This window comes from Thalassospira sp. Z349TD_5, from assembly GCF_056173045.1.
The window spans coordinates 3,348,463-3,365,214 of sequence record NZ_CM149654.1 but is presented as its reverse complement, the minus strand read 5'-3'; the positions used below and the strand labels follow the sequence as shown (position 1 = coordinate 3,365,214).

Here is a 16,752-nt window from a genome sequence, read left to right as displayed (position 1 = left end):
CGGTTTTATGTGTTGGCAATCAGATCAAGCCAGCCCTGTTCATCAAGAACTGTAACACCTAATTCTTCTGCTTTCTTTAATTTGGAGCCCGCACCCGGTCCTGCAACCAGATAATCGGTTTTTGCTGAAACCGATCCGGCGACTTTTGCGCCAAGGCTCTCGGCTTTGACCTTGGCCTCATTGCGCGAAAACAGTTCCAGCTTGCCGGTAAAGACAACCGTTTTGCCATTGACCGGGCTGTCGGAAACCTGCGGGGCCTCGACGTCTTGAATGCTCAGAACGCTTTCAAGGTCATCAAGCACATCCTTGTTGTGACTTTCTGCCATGAACTCAATCAGGTCCTTGGCAACCCCCGGACCAATCTGATCAATATTGATCAGTTCGCGGAGTGCATCGCTGTCGGCCTGATTGGCATCGACAATTGCCGCACGCCATTGGCTGACCGATGTGTAATGCCGTGCCAGAAGCTTTGCGGTGGCCTGACCAATCTGTCGGATGCCAAGCGCATAGATGAACCGGTCAAGGCCGATGGTGCGCCGTTCGTTGATCCCGTCAAACAGCTTGGTCGCGGATTTTTCACCCCAACCTTCCAGTTTTCGAATTTCGTCAGCGTGGTTGTCTTCGAGGCGGAAAATATCGGCGGGTGATTGGACCCAGCCCTTGCCAAAGAACGCCTCGATATTCTTCGCCCCCATACCGTCGATATCAAACGCATTGCGTGACACGAAATGCTTAAGGCGCTCAACCGCCTGTGCCGGGCAAATCAGCCCGCCGGTGCAGCGCGTCACCGCTTCGCCTTCTTCGCGCATGGCGTGGCTGTCACATTTCGGGCAATGATCGGGGAATTGATATTCCGCCGTGTTATCGGGGCGTTCATCAAGGATGACCTCAACCACCTGCGGGATCACATCCCCGGCGCGCTGAATGACCACCATATCGCCAACCCGAACGCCAAGCCGTTCAATCTCATCACGGTTGTGCAAGGTGGCGTTTGACACCACAACACCGCCCACGGTCACCGGTTCAAGACGGGCAACCGGGGTTAGTGCGCCGGTGCGCCCGACCTGTACTTCGATGGCATTGATGCGGGTCCGGGCCTGTTCGGCCGGGAATTTATGGGCAATCGCCCAGCGCGGTGACCGGCTGACAAAGCCAAGGCGCAGCTGAAGTTCAAAGTCATTGACCTTATAGACAATGCCATCAATGTCGTAATCAAGATCGGGCCGCTGTTTGCCCAGATCCTCGTAAAACGCCATGATCTCATCGGCATCGTTCAAAAGACGCGTTAGCGGATTGGTGACAAATCCCCATCCTTCGATCTTGTGCAGGAAATTCCACTGGGTCTGCGCCAGACTTTCCGACAGCTCGCCAAAGCTATAGGCAAAAAACCGAAGCGGGCGTTTGGCACTGATGGTCGGGTCAAGCTGGCGGAGCGATCCGGCTGCTGCATTGCGCGGATTAGCAAATGTCTTGGCGTTGGCCGCGGCCTGCACCTCATTCAGCTTCTGAAAGGCCGAGCGCGCCATATAAACTTCGCCGCGAATTTCAACCACATCGGGCGCATCATCGGGCAGTGTTTGGGGAATGTCGCCGATATGGGCCACATTGGCGGTGACGTCTTCGCCCTCCGAACCATCACCACGGGTGGCTGCTGTCACCAGTTGGCGGTTTTCGTAGCGCAGGGATAAGGACAGGCCATCGATCTTGGGTTCGCCAACCACTTCAACCGGGCTGTGGGCGGTCAGGCTGAGGAACCGGCGAATACGGGCCAGAAAATCAACAATGTCGTCGCGCGAAAACGCATTGCCCAGCGACAGCATCGGGCGGGAATGTTTGACCTTGGCAAAACCATCGGCCGGGGCCGCCCCGACTTCCTGTGTCGGGCTGTTTTTCTTCAATGTCGGGTAATGGGTTTCAAGTTCGATCAGACGGTTAAACAGCGCGTCATATTCTGCATCGGGAACCAGCGGTTCATCATTGATGTAATAGGCTTCGTTGAAACTGCGAATGCGGTCGGAAATTTCCGCATGCTGTTTGCGTGCCTCGGTACTGGTTTCGGGCAATGCAGGGAGGTCGGGCAGATTAGGCGTGTCTGACGCGTGTTCGGCGTTCATATTCTTTTTGTTCCGTATGCAGTGTTCGCCAGTCGCCCCCTTGTGTGTTTGGGCTACGGGCTTAACGAGGTTGTTCTAACAAGCTGTCGGCAGCAGCACGGGCTTCTGCGGTGACGGAATGACCGGCCAGCATGCGGGCAATTTCTTCGCGACGGGCACCATCGACCAAGGCATCCACACGGGTGACCATGGTGCCCTCAGTTTCGCGCTTGGCAATATAAAAATGCGTGCGGCCACGTGCGGCAACCTGTGGGCTGTGGGTGATGACAAGGATCTGTCGTTCCTTGGCCAGCAAATGCAACCGTTCACCAATGGCGGCCGCCGTGGCCCCGCCCACACCACTGTTGACTTCGTCAAAGACAAGGCTGGGCACAGCCGACACACGGGCCAGAACGACTTTTAACGCCAGCAGGAACCGCGAAAGCTCCCCGCCCGATGCGATTTTATTGAGTGCGCCGGGTGGGCTGCCGGGGTTGGTGGCAACGGTAAACTGGATACGGTCAATGCCCTCGCTGCCCCATTCGTTTTCGTCGGTTTTAGCAATGTCGGTGACAAAGCTTGCCTTTTCCATACGCAGCGGCGGCAGTTCGGCGTTGATTGCCGTATCAAGCTTGGCCGCGGCCTCTTTACGCGCAGCATGTAGTTTTTCGGCGGCCTCAACGAACGCGGAGCGGTATTGAGCAACGGCAGCGGTTAAGCGCGACAGTTCCTTTTCGCCAAATTCAAGCTGATCAATCTGGGATCGGAAATCTTTCATCAACGCGTTTAAGCCATCGACCGGCACATTGTATTTGCGCGCAGCCGCACGCAGCGCAAACAACCGTTCTTCGACATTTTCCTGATGTCCGGTATCGACATTGAGATCGGCAAGGGTTGCTGAAATCGACCGGTTGGCTTCTTCAAGCTCAATCGCGGCACGATCAAGGGCTTCGATAATCGGTTCAAACCGGCCATCGGCCTTTTCAAGTTCACGTTCAAGGCACCTTTGCGCACTGCGAAGCGCGCTTTCCGCCCCCTTGCCACGTGAAAGCTCCCCGCTGGCGTCATTTAACGCCGCGACAAGCTTTTCGCCGTGCATCAAAAACTGGCGTTCTTCGGCAAGGCGTTCTTCTTCGCCTTCTTCGGGGCCAAGCTTTTCAAGTTCATCGACCGCATGACGCAGCCATTCTTCTTCTTCGCGCGCCTTATCAATGCGGGCACGTGCGGTGTTGAGTTCTTTTTGCGTTTCGCGCCAGGCCCGCCAATGATCGCGCACGGCAAGGGCCATGGTGCCAAGATTGCCATGGGCATCAAGGGTGGATCGGTGCGTGGTCGGGTCGAGCAACCCGTGCTGATCAAACTGGCCCTGAATTTCAACACAGTAATCGCCAACATCACGCAGAAGGCCAACCGAAACCGCCTGATCGTTGACATAGGCGCGCGATCGCCCGTCGGCTGTGACAACCCGCCGAACAACCAGTTCCTCGCCCTCAAGATCAATGTCCTGCCCAGACAGCAGACCATAAACCGGATGACCTTGCGGCAGGACAAAGGTCGCGGAAACACTGCATTTATCACAGCCATGGCGGACAAGCCCGCTGTCGGCACGCGCGCCAAGGGCCAGACCCAATGAGTCAAGCAGGATCGATTTACCCGCACCTGTTTCCCCGGTCAGGACGCTAAGCCCATCGTGAAAATCAAGATCCAGTTTGTCGATAAGGACTACGTTCCGAATGCTGAGGCGTCGAAGCATCGCTGGGTACTGATGTTGTTAACGGGGCAGCAGACAGGTCTGGCACGGATGATCGGGCAAAACGTCGCTGTAACTTGCACAGTGCCCAATACTGAAGACGCTTGCAAGTCTTGCGCATGCCGGTATTCGGGCAAAAACACCCAATCCGCAGTCTTCTGCGAAAAATGTTTTAAAACAGCATGCAAGAACAGTTTGTTCTTGTTGTGTTCTGGTGTAATTTCATCTGTGATATCACACCATTAACGCCGGAGTCTTAAAGGGCGTTTAGGCCGGTTGTGGATAATCAGAACAGGTCACTAACCGACTGGGTTGCGGAATCCCACCAGCTTTTATCATCCTGTGCGGCCTTGATCGTATCGTCATCGACCAGAAGCGCATAAGAATCGCTGTAATATTCACTGCCCGGGAAGTTATGGCCAAGAACCGATGCGGTGCGTTTTGCCTCGCCCTCAAGCCCAAGGGCGAGATAGCATTCTGTCAGGCGCGCCAGTGCTTCGGGAACGTGCGTGGTGGTCTGGTATTTATCAAGAACCGATTTAAACCGGTTGATCGCCGCCAGAAATTCCTGACGATCCTGATAATACCGGCCGACACTCATTTCCTTGCCCGCAAGGTGGTCAACCGTCAGGTCTTTTTTCAGTTTGGCATCGCGGGCATATTTGCTGTCGGGGAAACGGCGGATGATGTCATCAAGTGCCTGCATCGCGTCCTGTGTCATTTGCTGATCACGGCCGACGTCGGAAATCTGTTCGTAGTAGGAAAGTGCCTTGAGGTAATATGCATACGGCACATCCGGGTTGGCCGGATGGAGCGAAATAAAGCGGTCAATCGCGCTGATCGCATCATCGTATTTGTTGTCCTGATAATAGGCATATGCCGACATCAGGGTCGCCTTGGTCGCCCAGACCGAATAGGGGTGCTGGCGTTCGACTTCATCAAACGCCTCGGCCGCCTTTTGGTATTCCTTGGCATCAAGCAGGTCTTGCGCGCTGTTATAAAGTTCGGAAACAGGACGTTCGATATATTCTGGTGCCTCATTGCTTGAGCAGGCAGCAAGCAGAATGGCCATGCCACAAATTGCAATGATGTTTTTGGCGCGAACGGTACTCAGCACTGTGACCTATCCTTGAACTTCGTGAGGCACATTTTAAAAAATCCGCCGGACTATATCATGGGGAGGGCGGGATTGGGCAAGTAGTTGTATGCCCATTTGGCACTTTTATCGGCCATCAGGTTTTATCGGGCAAGAAGACATTGCAAAATTCACCGTTCAGTGTGCCGTCCTAAAATACGTTGACGGTTTTCAAGGAGCCAGCGGATATCGTCCGCTGGCTTTTTGATGCACTTGTTCTGGTGTTTGCATCGCCAGTGCGAGGTGCGGTCGCATGGTATTGTATGTCTGTATGGCCTCCTTGACCAGTTGCCTGAGATCTTCGAATGTCTTGCAGCGGTGAAACAGGAATTCCTGTTTGAGAATGCCGTTGATGCGTTCGGCCAGCGCGTTCTGATAGCAATCATATCCATCTGTCATCGACGGAGTGATCCTGTGTTTGCGCAAGACAGATTGATAGCAGCCAGAGCAGTACTGTAATCCCCGGTCAGAATGATGGATCAGGGGATGTGTCGTCAGTCGATTGCGCACGGCCTGTTTCAGGGCGCCAACCACATCCGATGCTTTCATTTCGCGGCTGAGAACATGTCCCATGATTTTACGTGAGAAGGCATCCGTTACCAGAGACAGATAATGGATGCCCTGGTCACTCTCGACATAGGTGATGTCGCTGACAAAAATCTCCTCGGGGCGAACCACCTTGCGTTCGATCAACAGGTTTGGGTGTTTGCGCATCCAGTGGTGACTGTTGGTTGTTTTGGTGAAGTTCTTACGCGGCCTGACCAGAAGGCGTTGTTCACGCAACCAGTCAAACAAACCGTCTCGCCCCAGCTTGATGCCAAGTCGGCGCAGATCCCCGGTAAGCAGGTGATAGAGTTTGCGTGTGCCGAGACGGGGCATGTGCTGACGCAAGCGCATCACACATGCATGCAACGGTTCAAGCTGCACCTGTCGCTGTCGACGACGGTGCAGTAATTGGTAAACCGATTGCCGCGACAAACCAAAACAACGGCAGCTTCTGCTCAGACTGACTTTGCCTTGCGCCTGTAATGTTCTTGCAGTTCGGATGAATACTTTTTTCGCAAGCCCGCTCCATATTCCTGATCCAGAATGGTCATCATGCCATCAAGGACCATGACGCGGATCCGCTCATCCTCAAGCTCCCTTTCAAGACGCTTGATCTTTTGTTCCGGGGTTTCTTCCAATTTGGACATGGCTGTGTGCCTCGCTGTGGACCAGTCGAGATTACCATGTTTGCGCAACCAGTTCAGGACTGTACTTCGTCCCTGAATGCCATAGCGGTCCTGCGCTTGCTTATAGGTCAGTTCACCTTTTTCAACCTGATCAACAACAGCCAGTTTAAAGCCCATGTTGTAATCTCGTTGTGTGCGCTTACGACGCACTTTGCCTGAAGTAGACATTGTCATCTCCTGTAGGTGACAACGTATTTCAGGACGTGACACAGAGACGAAAAAAGGCGACCACGACGGTCGCCTTAATCACATGATCGCAACACTTAACCAACCGGCGGCTTAGGCCGTCGCCAGAACCGGCGCGTCGTTAACAGCATAAAGGGCTGATTTGCGCATCGGCACAACCTGATAGGCGCTTTCATCAGAAAGCAGCGCTTTGAGCAGCAGGTTGTTAACATGATGACCTGATTTATAGGCGGTCACTTTGCCCTGAAGCTGCATCCCGGCGGTATAAAGATCACCCAGCGCATCAAGGATTTTGTGGCGCACGAATTCGTCTTCGTAGCGCAGGCCTTCTTCGTTCATCACTTCGTCGCCCGACAGGACAACCGCGTTGTCAAGCGACCCACCGCGCGCCAGACCGGCGGAGCGCATGGCTTCAACTTCGTGAAGGAAGCCAAAAGTACGGGCGCGTGAAATGTTGGCAACGAAAACGCCGTCGTCAAATTTGACGGACATACGCTGATTGGCAATCGCCTTGCTGGCGAAATCAATTTCGAAATCAACTTCAAAACCGTTGCCCGGCTCAATGCGGGCCGTGCAGCCGTTGTAATCGACTTCGACGGATTTCAAGACCTCGATCACCTGACGCGGTGCGTCCTGTTCCTGCAGGCCGACACAGTCAATCAGGAAGTTAAACGGGGCTGAGCTGCCGTCCATGACCGGCACTTCGTCGGCATCAATGTCAATCAGGACATTATCGATGCGCGCCCCGGCAAGGGCGGCCATCAAATGTTCAATAGTGCCAATTTTGATGCCCTTTGAGGCATCGCCAAGACAGGTGCAAAGACGGGTATCAATCACACCATCATAGCGTGCCGGATACAGTGGCTGGTCCGCCAGATCCGTGCGGCGGAAGACGATGCCGTGATCAATTTCTGCCGGATGGAGGGTGATGCGGATTTTCTGACCAGAATGCAGCCCGACACCGGCACAGCCGATGGACGCTTTGAGCGTGCGCTGACAAACGATATCGTCATCCGATACGCCTGTTTGCGCGAATGCGGCGCTTAGGTCAGTAATCTTGTTCAAGGTAGCCCCCAAATCAGGTCCGTCAGTTTCGAGCAAAAATTGTATGAAGCGTTATGAATGGTCGTAACCGTTGCTTCGTTAGCTTCAGACATTACCGATGGAATGACAATCAAACAAATCACTCTTTGTTACGCTTTGTAACCGATTTAAGTATCTGAAAATAAATGTATTTGCATCGATATGATGGACTGGAATCTATGTGTTTTCGCAAATGCAGGGCATCCACTGCGCGGCTTTTTCGTCACAAGTTCGTCACAGGGTGTTTCGGTCTGCGTCATGCCGTGAAGGTCACTCATAAAAAAAGGGAAGGCGTTTTGCCTTCCCTTTTTCGCGCGGAGAAACGTCGTTAGTTGGCCTGACGACGCAGGAAGGCCGGGATCTCAAGAAGGTCATCAGACGCACCAGGCGCCTTGCCCCGGGAAGAGGGCTCCTTGTTCATGACCTGCGATCCATCATCGTGCAGGGGCATTTCGGTCTGACGCGGCGCAGGTGCCTGCGGTTGCGCGACCTTTGGGGCAGCATGCTGTTGCGGCTGTCCCTGCTGATCCCTGGCGGTTTTGTTTTTACCAAACAGGCTGCTTAGGACCGAACGCGGCGATGTTGCGTTCTGGGCATCTGCGGCCTCAAAGACGTCCGGGCTGTGTTTGCTGACCGGTGCCGCTTCGCTTGGTGAAACAGCGCGCGGCGGAATGAATGCCATGTCGCCGTTGCTGTTTGGTTTTTCGGTTGCACGCAGGACCGGTTTCGGTTTCAGGACCGTCTGGCCCATTTCAATCGAACCGGTTTGCTGTGCTTCGGCCTGATGGTTCAGTTCTGGCTGATGCGCGCTGCCGGTGGCAGCAAAGCGATCTGCTGGAATCTGATCAATCGAAGCACCGCCTGCATAGTCATCCTGTGCCATGCCGGCTGCCGGTGCGCTGGCGGCGGCATTGCCGGCACCATGCTGACCAAATGACGGTGCGGCTGCAACTTTTTCTGCCGGTTCAGCCGCCTTGGGCTGTGCGACGGAAACAGTGGTTGGCTGCGGACGACGGACGTCTTCGGCATCAATACCGGTTGCGACCACAGAAACACGCAATGCGCCTTCGATGGTCGGATCAAAGGTCGACCCAAAGATGATGTTGGCTTCGGAGGCGACTTCTTCGCGAATACGGTTCGCGGCTTCGTCGACTTCGTAAAGCGCCATGTCCATGCCGCCGGTGATGTTGATCAGGACAGCACGTGCGCCCTTCATCGATGCATCTTCCAGAAGCGGATTTGCGATGGCAGCTTCGGCGGCCTCAAGGGCACGTTTTTCGCCAGATGCTTCGCCGGTTCCCATCATGGCTTTGCCCATCTCGCTCATCACAGTGCGGATATCGGCAAAGTCAAGGTTCACAAGGCCCGGAACCATCATAAGGTCGGTAATCGAACGCACGCCATTGCGCAGAACATCATCTGCCATCTGGAAGGCATCTGCGAACGTGGTTTTTTCATTCGCAACCCGGAACAGGTTCTGGTTCGGAATGATAATCAGGGTATCAACATACTGCTGAAGCTGTTCGATCCCCTGTTCGGCAGTGCGCATACGGCGCGTGCCTTCAAAATGGAATGGCTTGGTCACAACGCCGACGGTCAGAATGCCTGCCTCTTTGGCAGCACGTGCGATGACCGGCGCTGCACCGGTACCCGTACCACCGCCCATACCGGCGGTGATGAATACCATGTGGCAGCCTTCAAGCTGTGCCTGAATTTCTTCAATGGATTCTTCTGCGGCCGCACCCCCGGCATCGGGACGTGCACCTGCACCCAGGCCTTGGGTGATTTTGCGGCCAAGCTGCATTTTGCGCGTGGCTTTGCTTTGGCTCAGGGCCTGAGAATCGGTATTGGCAACAACAAAGTCACACCCTTCAAGTTCGGATGTGATCATGTTGTTCACGGCGTTTCCGCCAGCACCGCCGACACCGATAACGGTGATCTTCGGTTTTAGGTTTTCTTCCGTTTCAGGTACGGAAAAACTGATTGTACTCATTGTTTGCTCTTCCTCTCCGCGCTTTAGAGCTTAAAGATCTTACGCGACCTTCCCTTTGCCACGCATGTCAGAACACGTCCTGACACAAAGACCTCCAAGATGGTTTTAGCTGGCAAAGAGTTATTGGCGTGTTAATGCGCGCAAAAGTTTTCGAAAAAATGCAAAAAAAATCTGCATTTATTCCGATTTGCTCAGCAAACCTGCGGATTGCTTGGTTTTGATGTTGGGAAACTAGAAATTTTCTTTAAACCACGCACCAAGACGGCCCCAGCGACCGCCCGATTGGCGGATATTGGCCATGGCTTCGCTTAATGGGTCGTTTTGTTGTTCGACGGCGCGCAGCAACAATCCAGCACAGGCCGAAAACGCCGGACCTGCGGTTGCTTCGGCAAGGCCGGTGACGCCATGGGGATGTGCAATGCTTGCCGGACGTTCAAACATCTGGTTGGCCAGATCGGAAATGGCATTGAGCTGACTGGCCCCACCCGTCAAAACAATGCTGCGTCCACCGATCTGTGACAGACCGTGTTCTTCAAGCTGATCACGGATCAGTTCAAACGTTTCTTCAAGGCGCGGTTTAATGATGTTGATCAACATCGACCGCGGCACATGATTGAAATTGTTTTCGTCTTCATCGCCAATCACCGGAACCGCAAGGATTTCCTGATCATCTGACGGGGATGTCAATGCACTGCCATGCAGGGTTTTCATGCGTTCCGCATGGTTAAGCGACGTGTTCAGTCCATAGGCGATGTCGCGCGTCACATGCGCCCCACCGACGGGAACCGAGGCGGTATAAATCACCTGTCCGCCATGGAAAACCGCAACACTGGTTGTTCCGGCCCCCATATCAATCACAGTGGCACCAAGGTCACGCTGATCGGGTGTTAAGGCCGAAAGACCCGATGCCAACGGGGTGACAACGGTTTCCCGGATCGCCAGATGGCAGCGGCGCAAAAGCGTATCAAGATTGCGAAGCGGGGCTGTCTGGGTGCGCACAAAATGAAGATCAAGACCAAGGGTCGATCCATACATCCCGCGCGGATCATTCATGCTGTTGGTGCCATCGACCCGGAAGCCAAGCGGAACCGCGTGGATCAGTTCGTCACCGGCCTGACGCAACAGGGCTTCTTTCTGATCATTGAGTTTTCTGATCTCAAGATTGCCAATTGGCCGGGACCCAAGGGGGAGTTCAACCGTATGTGTTTCCGATTCGGGTTGTCCCCCCGACAGGTTTACAATCACGGATTCAATCGTGTGCCCCGCCATTTTTTCGGCGGCGTTGACCGCCGCCAGGACAACTTCCTGTGCGGCATCAAGATTGGAAATTGCGCCGCTTTGCAGCCCCTTGGACATGTTGTGACCAATGCCGATGATTTTCGGCGGCAGGTCTTTTTCACGTCGGGCAATAAAACAGCAGACCTTGGACGTTCCAATGTCCAAAGCCGCAATCAATCCTGATTTGGTTTTGCTGCGTGCCAATTGAGTGCTCGAAATTTTCTAAGGTTAATGGCTCGGCGTTTACGTGCCGTACCTTATGCCCGTTTTCCACCAGAAGCAGTTGCAAATTGGTTAAGGCTGACCGGAGTCTTTTGCAATACGTCAATCTGATCACGGGAATTGGCATTTTGCGGTGCGAAATGACAGGGATGATCAACCGCGGGTTTTCTCTGGTTATGGCTTTGTTGTACTGCAACGTTACAGGCCCAGCTTGACAGTCAACTGTAACGTTGCAGTAATTAACCGCCAAATCATAAAACCAACAGGGAGGAAACAGCATGTTTCTTGGCAAAATGACACGTGCCGGGATCGGAATGATCGCGGCACTCGGACTTTCGACCAGCATCGCATCGGCACAGGAAAGTGTGGAAGTCCTGCACTGGTGGACAGCAGGTGGTGAAGCCAAGGCGCTTCAGGTTCTGAAAAAGGATCTCGAAGATCAGGGCGTTTCATGGAACGACATGCCGGTCGCGGGTGGCGGCGGTGAACAGGCGATGACCGTTCTGCGCGCACGCGTGACATCGGGCAACGCCCCAACCGCTGTTCAGATGCTGGGCTTTGATATCAAGGACTGGGCGGGCGAGGATGTTTTGGCCAACCTTGATGCGTTGGCGGAAAAGGAAGGCTGGGACGCGGTTGTTCCCGATGCTCTGAAAGACTTTTCAAAGCATGACGGTCACTGGATTGCCGCCCCGGTCAATGTCCATTCCACCAACTGGGTCTGGGCCAACAAGGCAATTTTTGAAGAACTTGATCTGAAGCAACCGACCAACTGGGATGAACTGATTGCCGCCCTTGATAAGATCAAGGACGCTGGCTACACCGCCGTCGCCCATGGCGGGCAGGCGTGGCAGGATGCCACCATCTTTGATGCGGTTGTGATGGCAACCGGTGGTCCTGAATTCTATCAGGCATCGATGATCGATACCGATCCGGATGCATTGGGATCAGATACGATGAAAACCGTGTTTGATCGCATGGCGAAATTGCGCACCTATGTTGATGACAACTTCTCGGGTCGCGACTGGAACTTGGCAACCGCGATGGTGATCAACAAGGAAGCCGGTGTGCAGTTCATGGGTGACTGGGCCAAGGGTGAATTCCTCAATGCGGGTAAAGTCCCTGATACCGATTTTATGTGCTTCCGGTTCCCCGGAACGCAGGATGCGGTAACGTTCAACTCTGACCAGTTTGTCATGTTCAAGGTTGGTGAGGACCGTCAGGACGCACAGATGAAGCTTGCATCTGCGGTCATGTCGCCAAGCTTCCAGTCGGCCTTTAACGTGGTCAAGGGATCGGTCCCGGCGCGTACGGATGTTTCAAACGACGCCTTTGATGCGTGCGGTAAAAAAGGCATGGCCGAACTGGCTGCGGCCAATAAAAAAGGCACGCTGTTTGGCTCCATGGCGCATGGTCACTCGGTTCCGGCCGGGGTCAAAAATGCCATGTATGACGTGATCACCGCCCATTTCAATGGCGAGTACGGCAGCGCGACGGCTGCTGAAGAACTCGTCAATGCGGTGGCATCCGCCCAATAAACCAAAACGATAAACCGACGGCCGGTGCGAACATCGGCCGTCGGATAACGTGCGGAGCATGACCCATGCAACCATCCTTGCCTGGCAAGGCACAGGCAACCCTGCGGGAAGTTCTGCCCCGTCTGGTGCTGAGCCCAAGCCTGTTTCTGATCCTTTTATTCGTTTACGGATTTATCATTTACACCGGTTATCTGTCGCTGACCGACAGCCGGATGCTGCCATCCTATGATCTCGAAGGGTTTGGCAACTATGCCAACCTGTGGGGGCAACGAAACTGGCTGATTGCCCTTCAGAACCTTGCGATTTTTGGCATTCTTTACATTGCCATTTGTTCGGTGCTTGGCTTGGTGCTGGCGATTTTGCTTGATCAAAAAATACGCGGCGAAGGCATCCTGCGCCCGATCTATCTTTATCCGATGGCGCTGTCGTTCATCGTCACCGGGACGGCGTGGAAATGGTTTCTTGATCCGGGGCTTGGTCTTGAAAACACCATGCATCTGTGGGGCTGGGAAAGTTTCACCTTTAACTGGATCAAGGATCGCGACATGGCGATCTATACCGTGGTGATTGCCGCTGTCTGGCAATCATCGGGGTTTGTCATGGCAATGTTTCTGGCCGGGCTGCGTGGTATCGATAGCGAAATCATGAAAGCCGCGCAGATGGACGGGGCCAGCCGCTGGAGCCTCTATACCCGGATCGTGATTCCGCAATTGCGCCCGGTATTTCTGTCGGCCTTTGTGGTTTTGGCCCATCTGGCGATCAAGGCCTATGACCTTGTCATTGCCTTGACCAATGGGGGACCGGGACGCGCGACCGAACTTCCGGCGACCTTCATGTATTCCTATACCTTTACCCGCAATCAGATGGGGGTTGGGGCATCATCGGCGGTGATCATGCTGGCGATGATTGCATCAATCATTGTGCCTTACCTTTATTCCGAACTCAGGGAGCGTCGCTAATGGCCCGTTCAACGCAACCTTCGTTTGGCACCGGCAAGCTTATGCGTGCTGCCCTGTATGCGGTTTTGATCCTGTTTGCGGTTTACTATCTGCTGCCGCTGTTTGTCATGCTGGTCAATTCGGTCAAGACACTCGATGAAATCCGTGGTGGCAACATGATGTCACTGCCCGAGGTCTTTACGATTGAACCATGGCTGAACGCGTGGTCCAGGGCCCAGATCGGGGTCGAACCCACCGGGCTTAGCCCCTATTTCATCAACAGCATCATGATGGTCGTGCCTGCCGTTGCGATCTCGACCGCCCTTGGGGCGATGAATGGGTATGTCCTGACCAAATGGCGGTTTCCCGGCGATAAGATCATTTTTGGTTTGATGCTGTTTGCATGCTTCATCCCGTTTCAGATTGTCCTGATCCCGATGGCCCGTGTTTTGGGCATGATCGGTATTGCGGGCACGACAAGCGGTCTGGTGCTGGTGCATGTGGTCTATGGGCTTGGCTTTACCACCTTGTTTTTCCGCAACTATTATGCGGCATTTCCTGATGAGTTGATCAAGGCGGCCAAGATGGACGGGGCCGGGTTCTGGCGAACCTTTACCCGTATTTTGCTGCCCAGTTCCGGGCCGATCATTGTGGTGACCGTGATCTGGCAGTTCACCAATATCTGGAATGATTTCCTGTTTGGCGCGTCCTTTGCCGATTTTGATTCGATGCCAATGACCGTGGCACTCAACAACCTCGTTTCATCCTCGACCGGGGTTAAGGAATACAATGTGCATTTTGCCGGTGCGGTACTTGCGGCCCTTCCGACACTGATCGTTTACGTCGTTTCCGGGCGCTATTTCGTGCGTGGATTGATGGCCGGTGCGGTCAAGGGCTAAGCCAAGCAAAGCGAAGCCAAAAGTACCCATAAAAAGAATTACAGGGAAGTTATCATGTCCTTTCTACAAATCGACAAGGTTTGCAAAAGTTTCGGTCCAATCAACGTGTTGCGCGATATCTCGCTTGATGTTGAGGAAGGCGGGTTTCTTGTGCTGGTCGGCCCGTCGGGCTGTGGCAAATCAACACTTTTGAACACGATTGCCGGGCTTGAGAAGCTGACAACCGGTGAAATCCGTATTGATGGCAATGTGATTGATGATTTGCCGCCTGCCGAACGCAACATCGCGATGGTGTTTCAAAGCTACGCGCTTTATCCCAACATGAATGTCGGGCAAAACATCGCCTTTGGCCTTGAAATGCGCGGTATGCCAAAGGCCGAACGCGACGCCAAGGTGGCCGAGGCGGCCAAAACGCTTCAGATCGAACATCTGCTGGATCGTAAACCCGGTCAGCTTTCCGGTGGGCAACGCCAACGTGTGGCGATGGGGCGTGCGCTGGTGCGCAATCCGCAATTGTTCCTGTTTGATGAACCGCTTTCGAACCTTGATGCCAAGTTACGCGTGGATATGCGTACTGAAATCAAACGCATGCATCAGACATTCGGCACCACGATTGTCTATGTCACCCATGACCAGATCGAAGCCATGACACTGGGCACACGCATTGCGGTTCTTAAAGACGGGGTCGTGCAGCAATACGGCACGCCGGCCGAAATTTATAACGATCCGACCAACCTGTTTGTCGCTGATTTCATGGGATCGCCTGCAATGAACCTGATCCCGGCGACGGTGCGTGGCAACGGGGTTGAAATGGCGCGCGCGGGCGAAGACCCGCTGGTTCTGGGGTTCGATCAATTGCCCGGCGATGTGGCCGCGTATGAGGGGCAGGAAGTCATTGTCGGCATCCGGCCCGAAGCCATCACCGATGCCGACAGCCGGGCGGTGATGCGGGCCGGGCAACAGATCACCGCATCGTGCAAGATTGATGTGGTTGAACCGGCGGGGGCGGACATCTATGCCATTACTGCGCTGGGCGGTAAGGAGGTCGTGACGCGCTTGCATCAGGACTGGTTCGGGCAGGCCAACCAGCATACAGAATTGGTCTTCAACCTTGAAAAAGTTGTGTTTTTTGATCCCCAAAGCGGCGTAAGACTGCGCTAGAAAATGCACATCGGAATGCCTTGCACGGAGGGACAGCACGCTGTCTGAACATGATCCTGTTGGCAATTTGGGCCCGTCACGTGCCCAAAGCCGACCGACGCTTAAAACCATTGCGGAAATGACCGGCCTTGGGGTGACCACGGTGTCGCGTGCGCTTAAGGACGCGCATGACATCAGTGCCAAAACCAAACTGCGGGTGCGCAAGGTGGCCGATGCCATTGGCTATCACCCTGATCGCGCCGGAGTGCGGTTGCGCACGGGCAAAACCAATGTCATCAGTCTGGTGCTGGATCAAACCGACAAGGTGCCGGAATTTGCCCGGCGCCTGATTGTCGGCATTTCCGATGTCATGCGCGGCACGCCGTACCATCTTGTTGTGACACCACAATCGCGCACCGATGATCCGATGGACCCGGTGCGCTATATCCTCAATACACGGGCAGCCGACGGGGTGATCATTACCCATGTGCGCCCCGATGATGAACGCATTGAGGTGCTGCGCCAAAGCGGATTGCCCTTTGTCGCGCATGGGCGCAGCCTTACCGGGGCAGAGCACGCCTATCACGATTTTGACAACCGGGCCTTTTGCGAAATGGCGGCAAACCGCCTGATTTCGCGCGGGCGCAAACGGTTGGCACTGTTATCGCCACCATCGGAATTTTCATATTATCAGGAAACGCTGGCCGGGCTGGCGGCAACGGCCAAGGCCGCCGGGGTGCCGTTCCAAGTCCTTGGTGGCATTGACCTTGATAGCAGCAGCGAAGTCCTGCGTCAGGCCGGTATGGCCTTGCGCCATCAGGATTATGTGCCTGACGGCATCATTTGCGGCAGCGAACTTTGCGCCATGGCGCTGATTGACGGCATGATCCAGTCTGGCCTGAATGTCGGGCAAGACATTGATGTGATTGCCAAGGAAACATCGGATTTACTGAACTTTACCCGCCCACGGATCGACAGCCTGCGTGAAGACCTGATTGTCGCCGGACAGCAATTGGCTACCCACCTTTTGGATGTGATTGAAGGGCGCGATACCACCAGTCTGCAATCGCTTAGTCAGCCGGTCCCGGTGTGGCGAATTGAGGGGTAAGGTGATCGCGTTTAAGGGGGCCTAAATCCCACCCACACGCGTCGCATCAGACATGTTTCTATTATTCATAAAAAATGAAGAGTTATTGCGATTGATCATTTTCAGTGAATAACGCGAAGTTTGTTCGCAGCAGGGTGCATAATCATCGAGAACACCA

The 16,752-nt window shown here is 54.3% G+C and carries 12 protein-coding genes; 5 read left to right on the top strand and 7 right to left on the bottom strand.

The window, feature by feature from the left end; translation table 11 throughout:
* Positions 1-5: 5 nt before the first annotated feature.
* The 7 genes from ligA to ftsA all read right to left on the bottom strand — a co-directional run bounded on the left by ligA (position 6) and on the right by ftsA (position 10,954).
* Positions 6-2,114, bottom strand: coding sequence for an NAD-dependent DNA ligase LigA (gene ligA, locus AC0VXT_RS15580; protein ID WP_475546144.1), 2,109 nt, complete (start codon positions 2,112-2,114; stop codon positions 6-8).
* 61 nt (positions 2,115-2,175) lie between these two features.
* On the bottom strand, positions 2,176-3,846 hold the full coding sequence (gene recN, locus AC0VXT_RS15575) for a DNA repair protein RecN (RefSeq protein ID WP_475546143.1): 1,671 nt from the start codon (positions 3,844-3,846) through the stop codon (positions 2,176-2,178).
* Positions 3,847-4,129: 283 nt separating this feature from the next.
* Positions 4,130-4,915 carry an outer membrane protein assembly factor BamD gene (locus tag AC0VXT_RS15570; RefSeq protein ID WP_475548589.1) on the bottom strand — a complete coding sequence of 262 codons (786 nt, stop codon included), beginning with the start codon at positions 4,913-4,915 and terminating at the stop codon, positions 4,130-4,132.
* 234 nt (positions 4,916-5,149) lie between these two features.
* A protein-coding gene (locus AC0VXT_RS15565; RefSeq protein ID WP_475546142.1) for an IS3 family transposase occupies positions 5,150-6,378 on the bottom strand; the annotation gives its coding sequence in 2 pieces (ribosomal slippage) (positions 5,150-6,030 and positions 6,030-6,378; 1,230 coding nt in all).
* A gap of 111 nt (positions 6,379-6,489) precedes the next feature.
* On the bottom strand, positions 6,490-7,461 hold the full coding sequence (gene lpxC, locus AC0VXT_RS15560) for a UDP-3-O-acyl-N-acetylglucosamine deacetylase (RefSeq protein WP_475546141.1): 972 nt from the start codon (positions 7,459-7,461) through the stop codon (positions 6,490-6,492).
* 346 nt (positions 7,462-7,807) lie between these two features.
* On the bottom strand, positions 7,808-9,472 hold the full coding sequence (ftsZ, locus tag AC0VXT_RS15555) for a cell division protein FtsZ (protein WP_475546140.1): 1,665 nt from the start codon (positions 9,470-9,472) through the stop codon (positions 7,808-7,810).
* A 231-nt stretch (positions 9,473-9,703) separates the two neighbouring features.
* Entirely contained in the window at positions 9,704-10,954 is a 1,251-nt protein-coding gene (gene ftsA / locus AC0VXT_RS15550; RefSeq protein WP_022732895.1) for a cell division protein FtsA, read from the bottom strand.
* A 296-nt stretch (positions 10,955-11,250) separates the two neighbouring features.
* On the opposite strand from ftsA, the gene AC0VXT_RS15545 reads away from it, so the two are divergent.
* The 5 genes from AC0VXT_RS15545 (at position 11,251) to AC0VXT_RS15525 (ending at position 16,595) form a co-directional block, all read left to right on the top strand.
* Entirely contained in the window at positions 11,251-12,510 is a 1,260-nt protein-coding gene (locus AC0VXT_RS15545) for an ABC transporter substrate-binding protein (RefSeq protein WP_475546139.1), read from the top strand.
* Between the two features lie 65 nt (positions 12,511-12,575).
* Positions 12,576-13,469: a carbohydrate ABC transporter permease gene (locus tag AC0VXT_RS15540; RefSeq protein ID WP_101299588.1), complete on the top strand. Its 894-nt coding sequence runs from the start codon at positions 12,576-12,578 to the stop codon at positions 13,467-13,469.
* Positions 13,469-14,347: a carbohydrate ABC transporter permease gene (locus AC0VXT_RS15535; protein WP_022732898.1), complete on the top strand. Its 879-nt coding sequence runs from the start codon at positions 13,469-13,471 to the stop codon at positions 14,345-14,347. Before AC0VXT_RS15540 ends, AC0VXT_RS15535 begins: the two co-directional genes overlap by 1 nt.
* A 54-nt stretch (positions 14,348-14,401) precedes the next feature.
* Entirely contained in the window at positions 14,402-15,508 is a 1,107-nt protein-coding gene (locus AC0VXT_RS15530) for an ABC transporter ATP-binding protein (RefSeq protein ID WP_475546138.1), read from the top strand.
* Between the two features lie 67 nt (positions 15,509-15,575).
* On the top strand, positions 15,576-16,595 hold the full coding sequence (locus AC0VXT_RS15525; RefSeq protein WP_475546137.1) for a LacI family transcriptional regulator: 1,020 nt from the start codon (positions 15,576-15,578) through the stop codon (positions 16,593-16,595).
* Positions 16,596-16,752 lie beyond the last annotated feature (157 nt).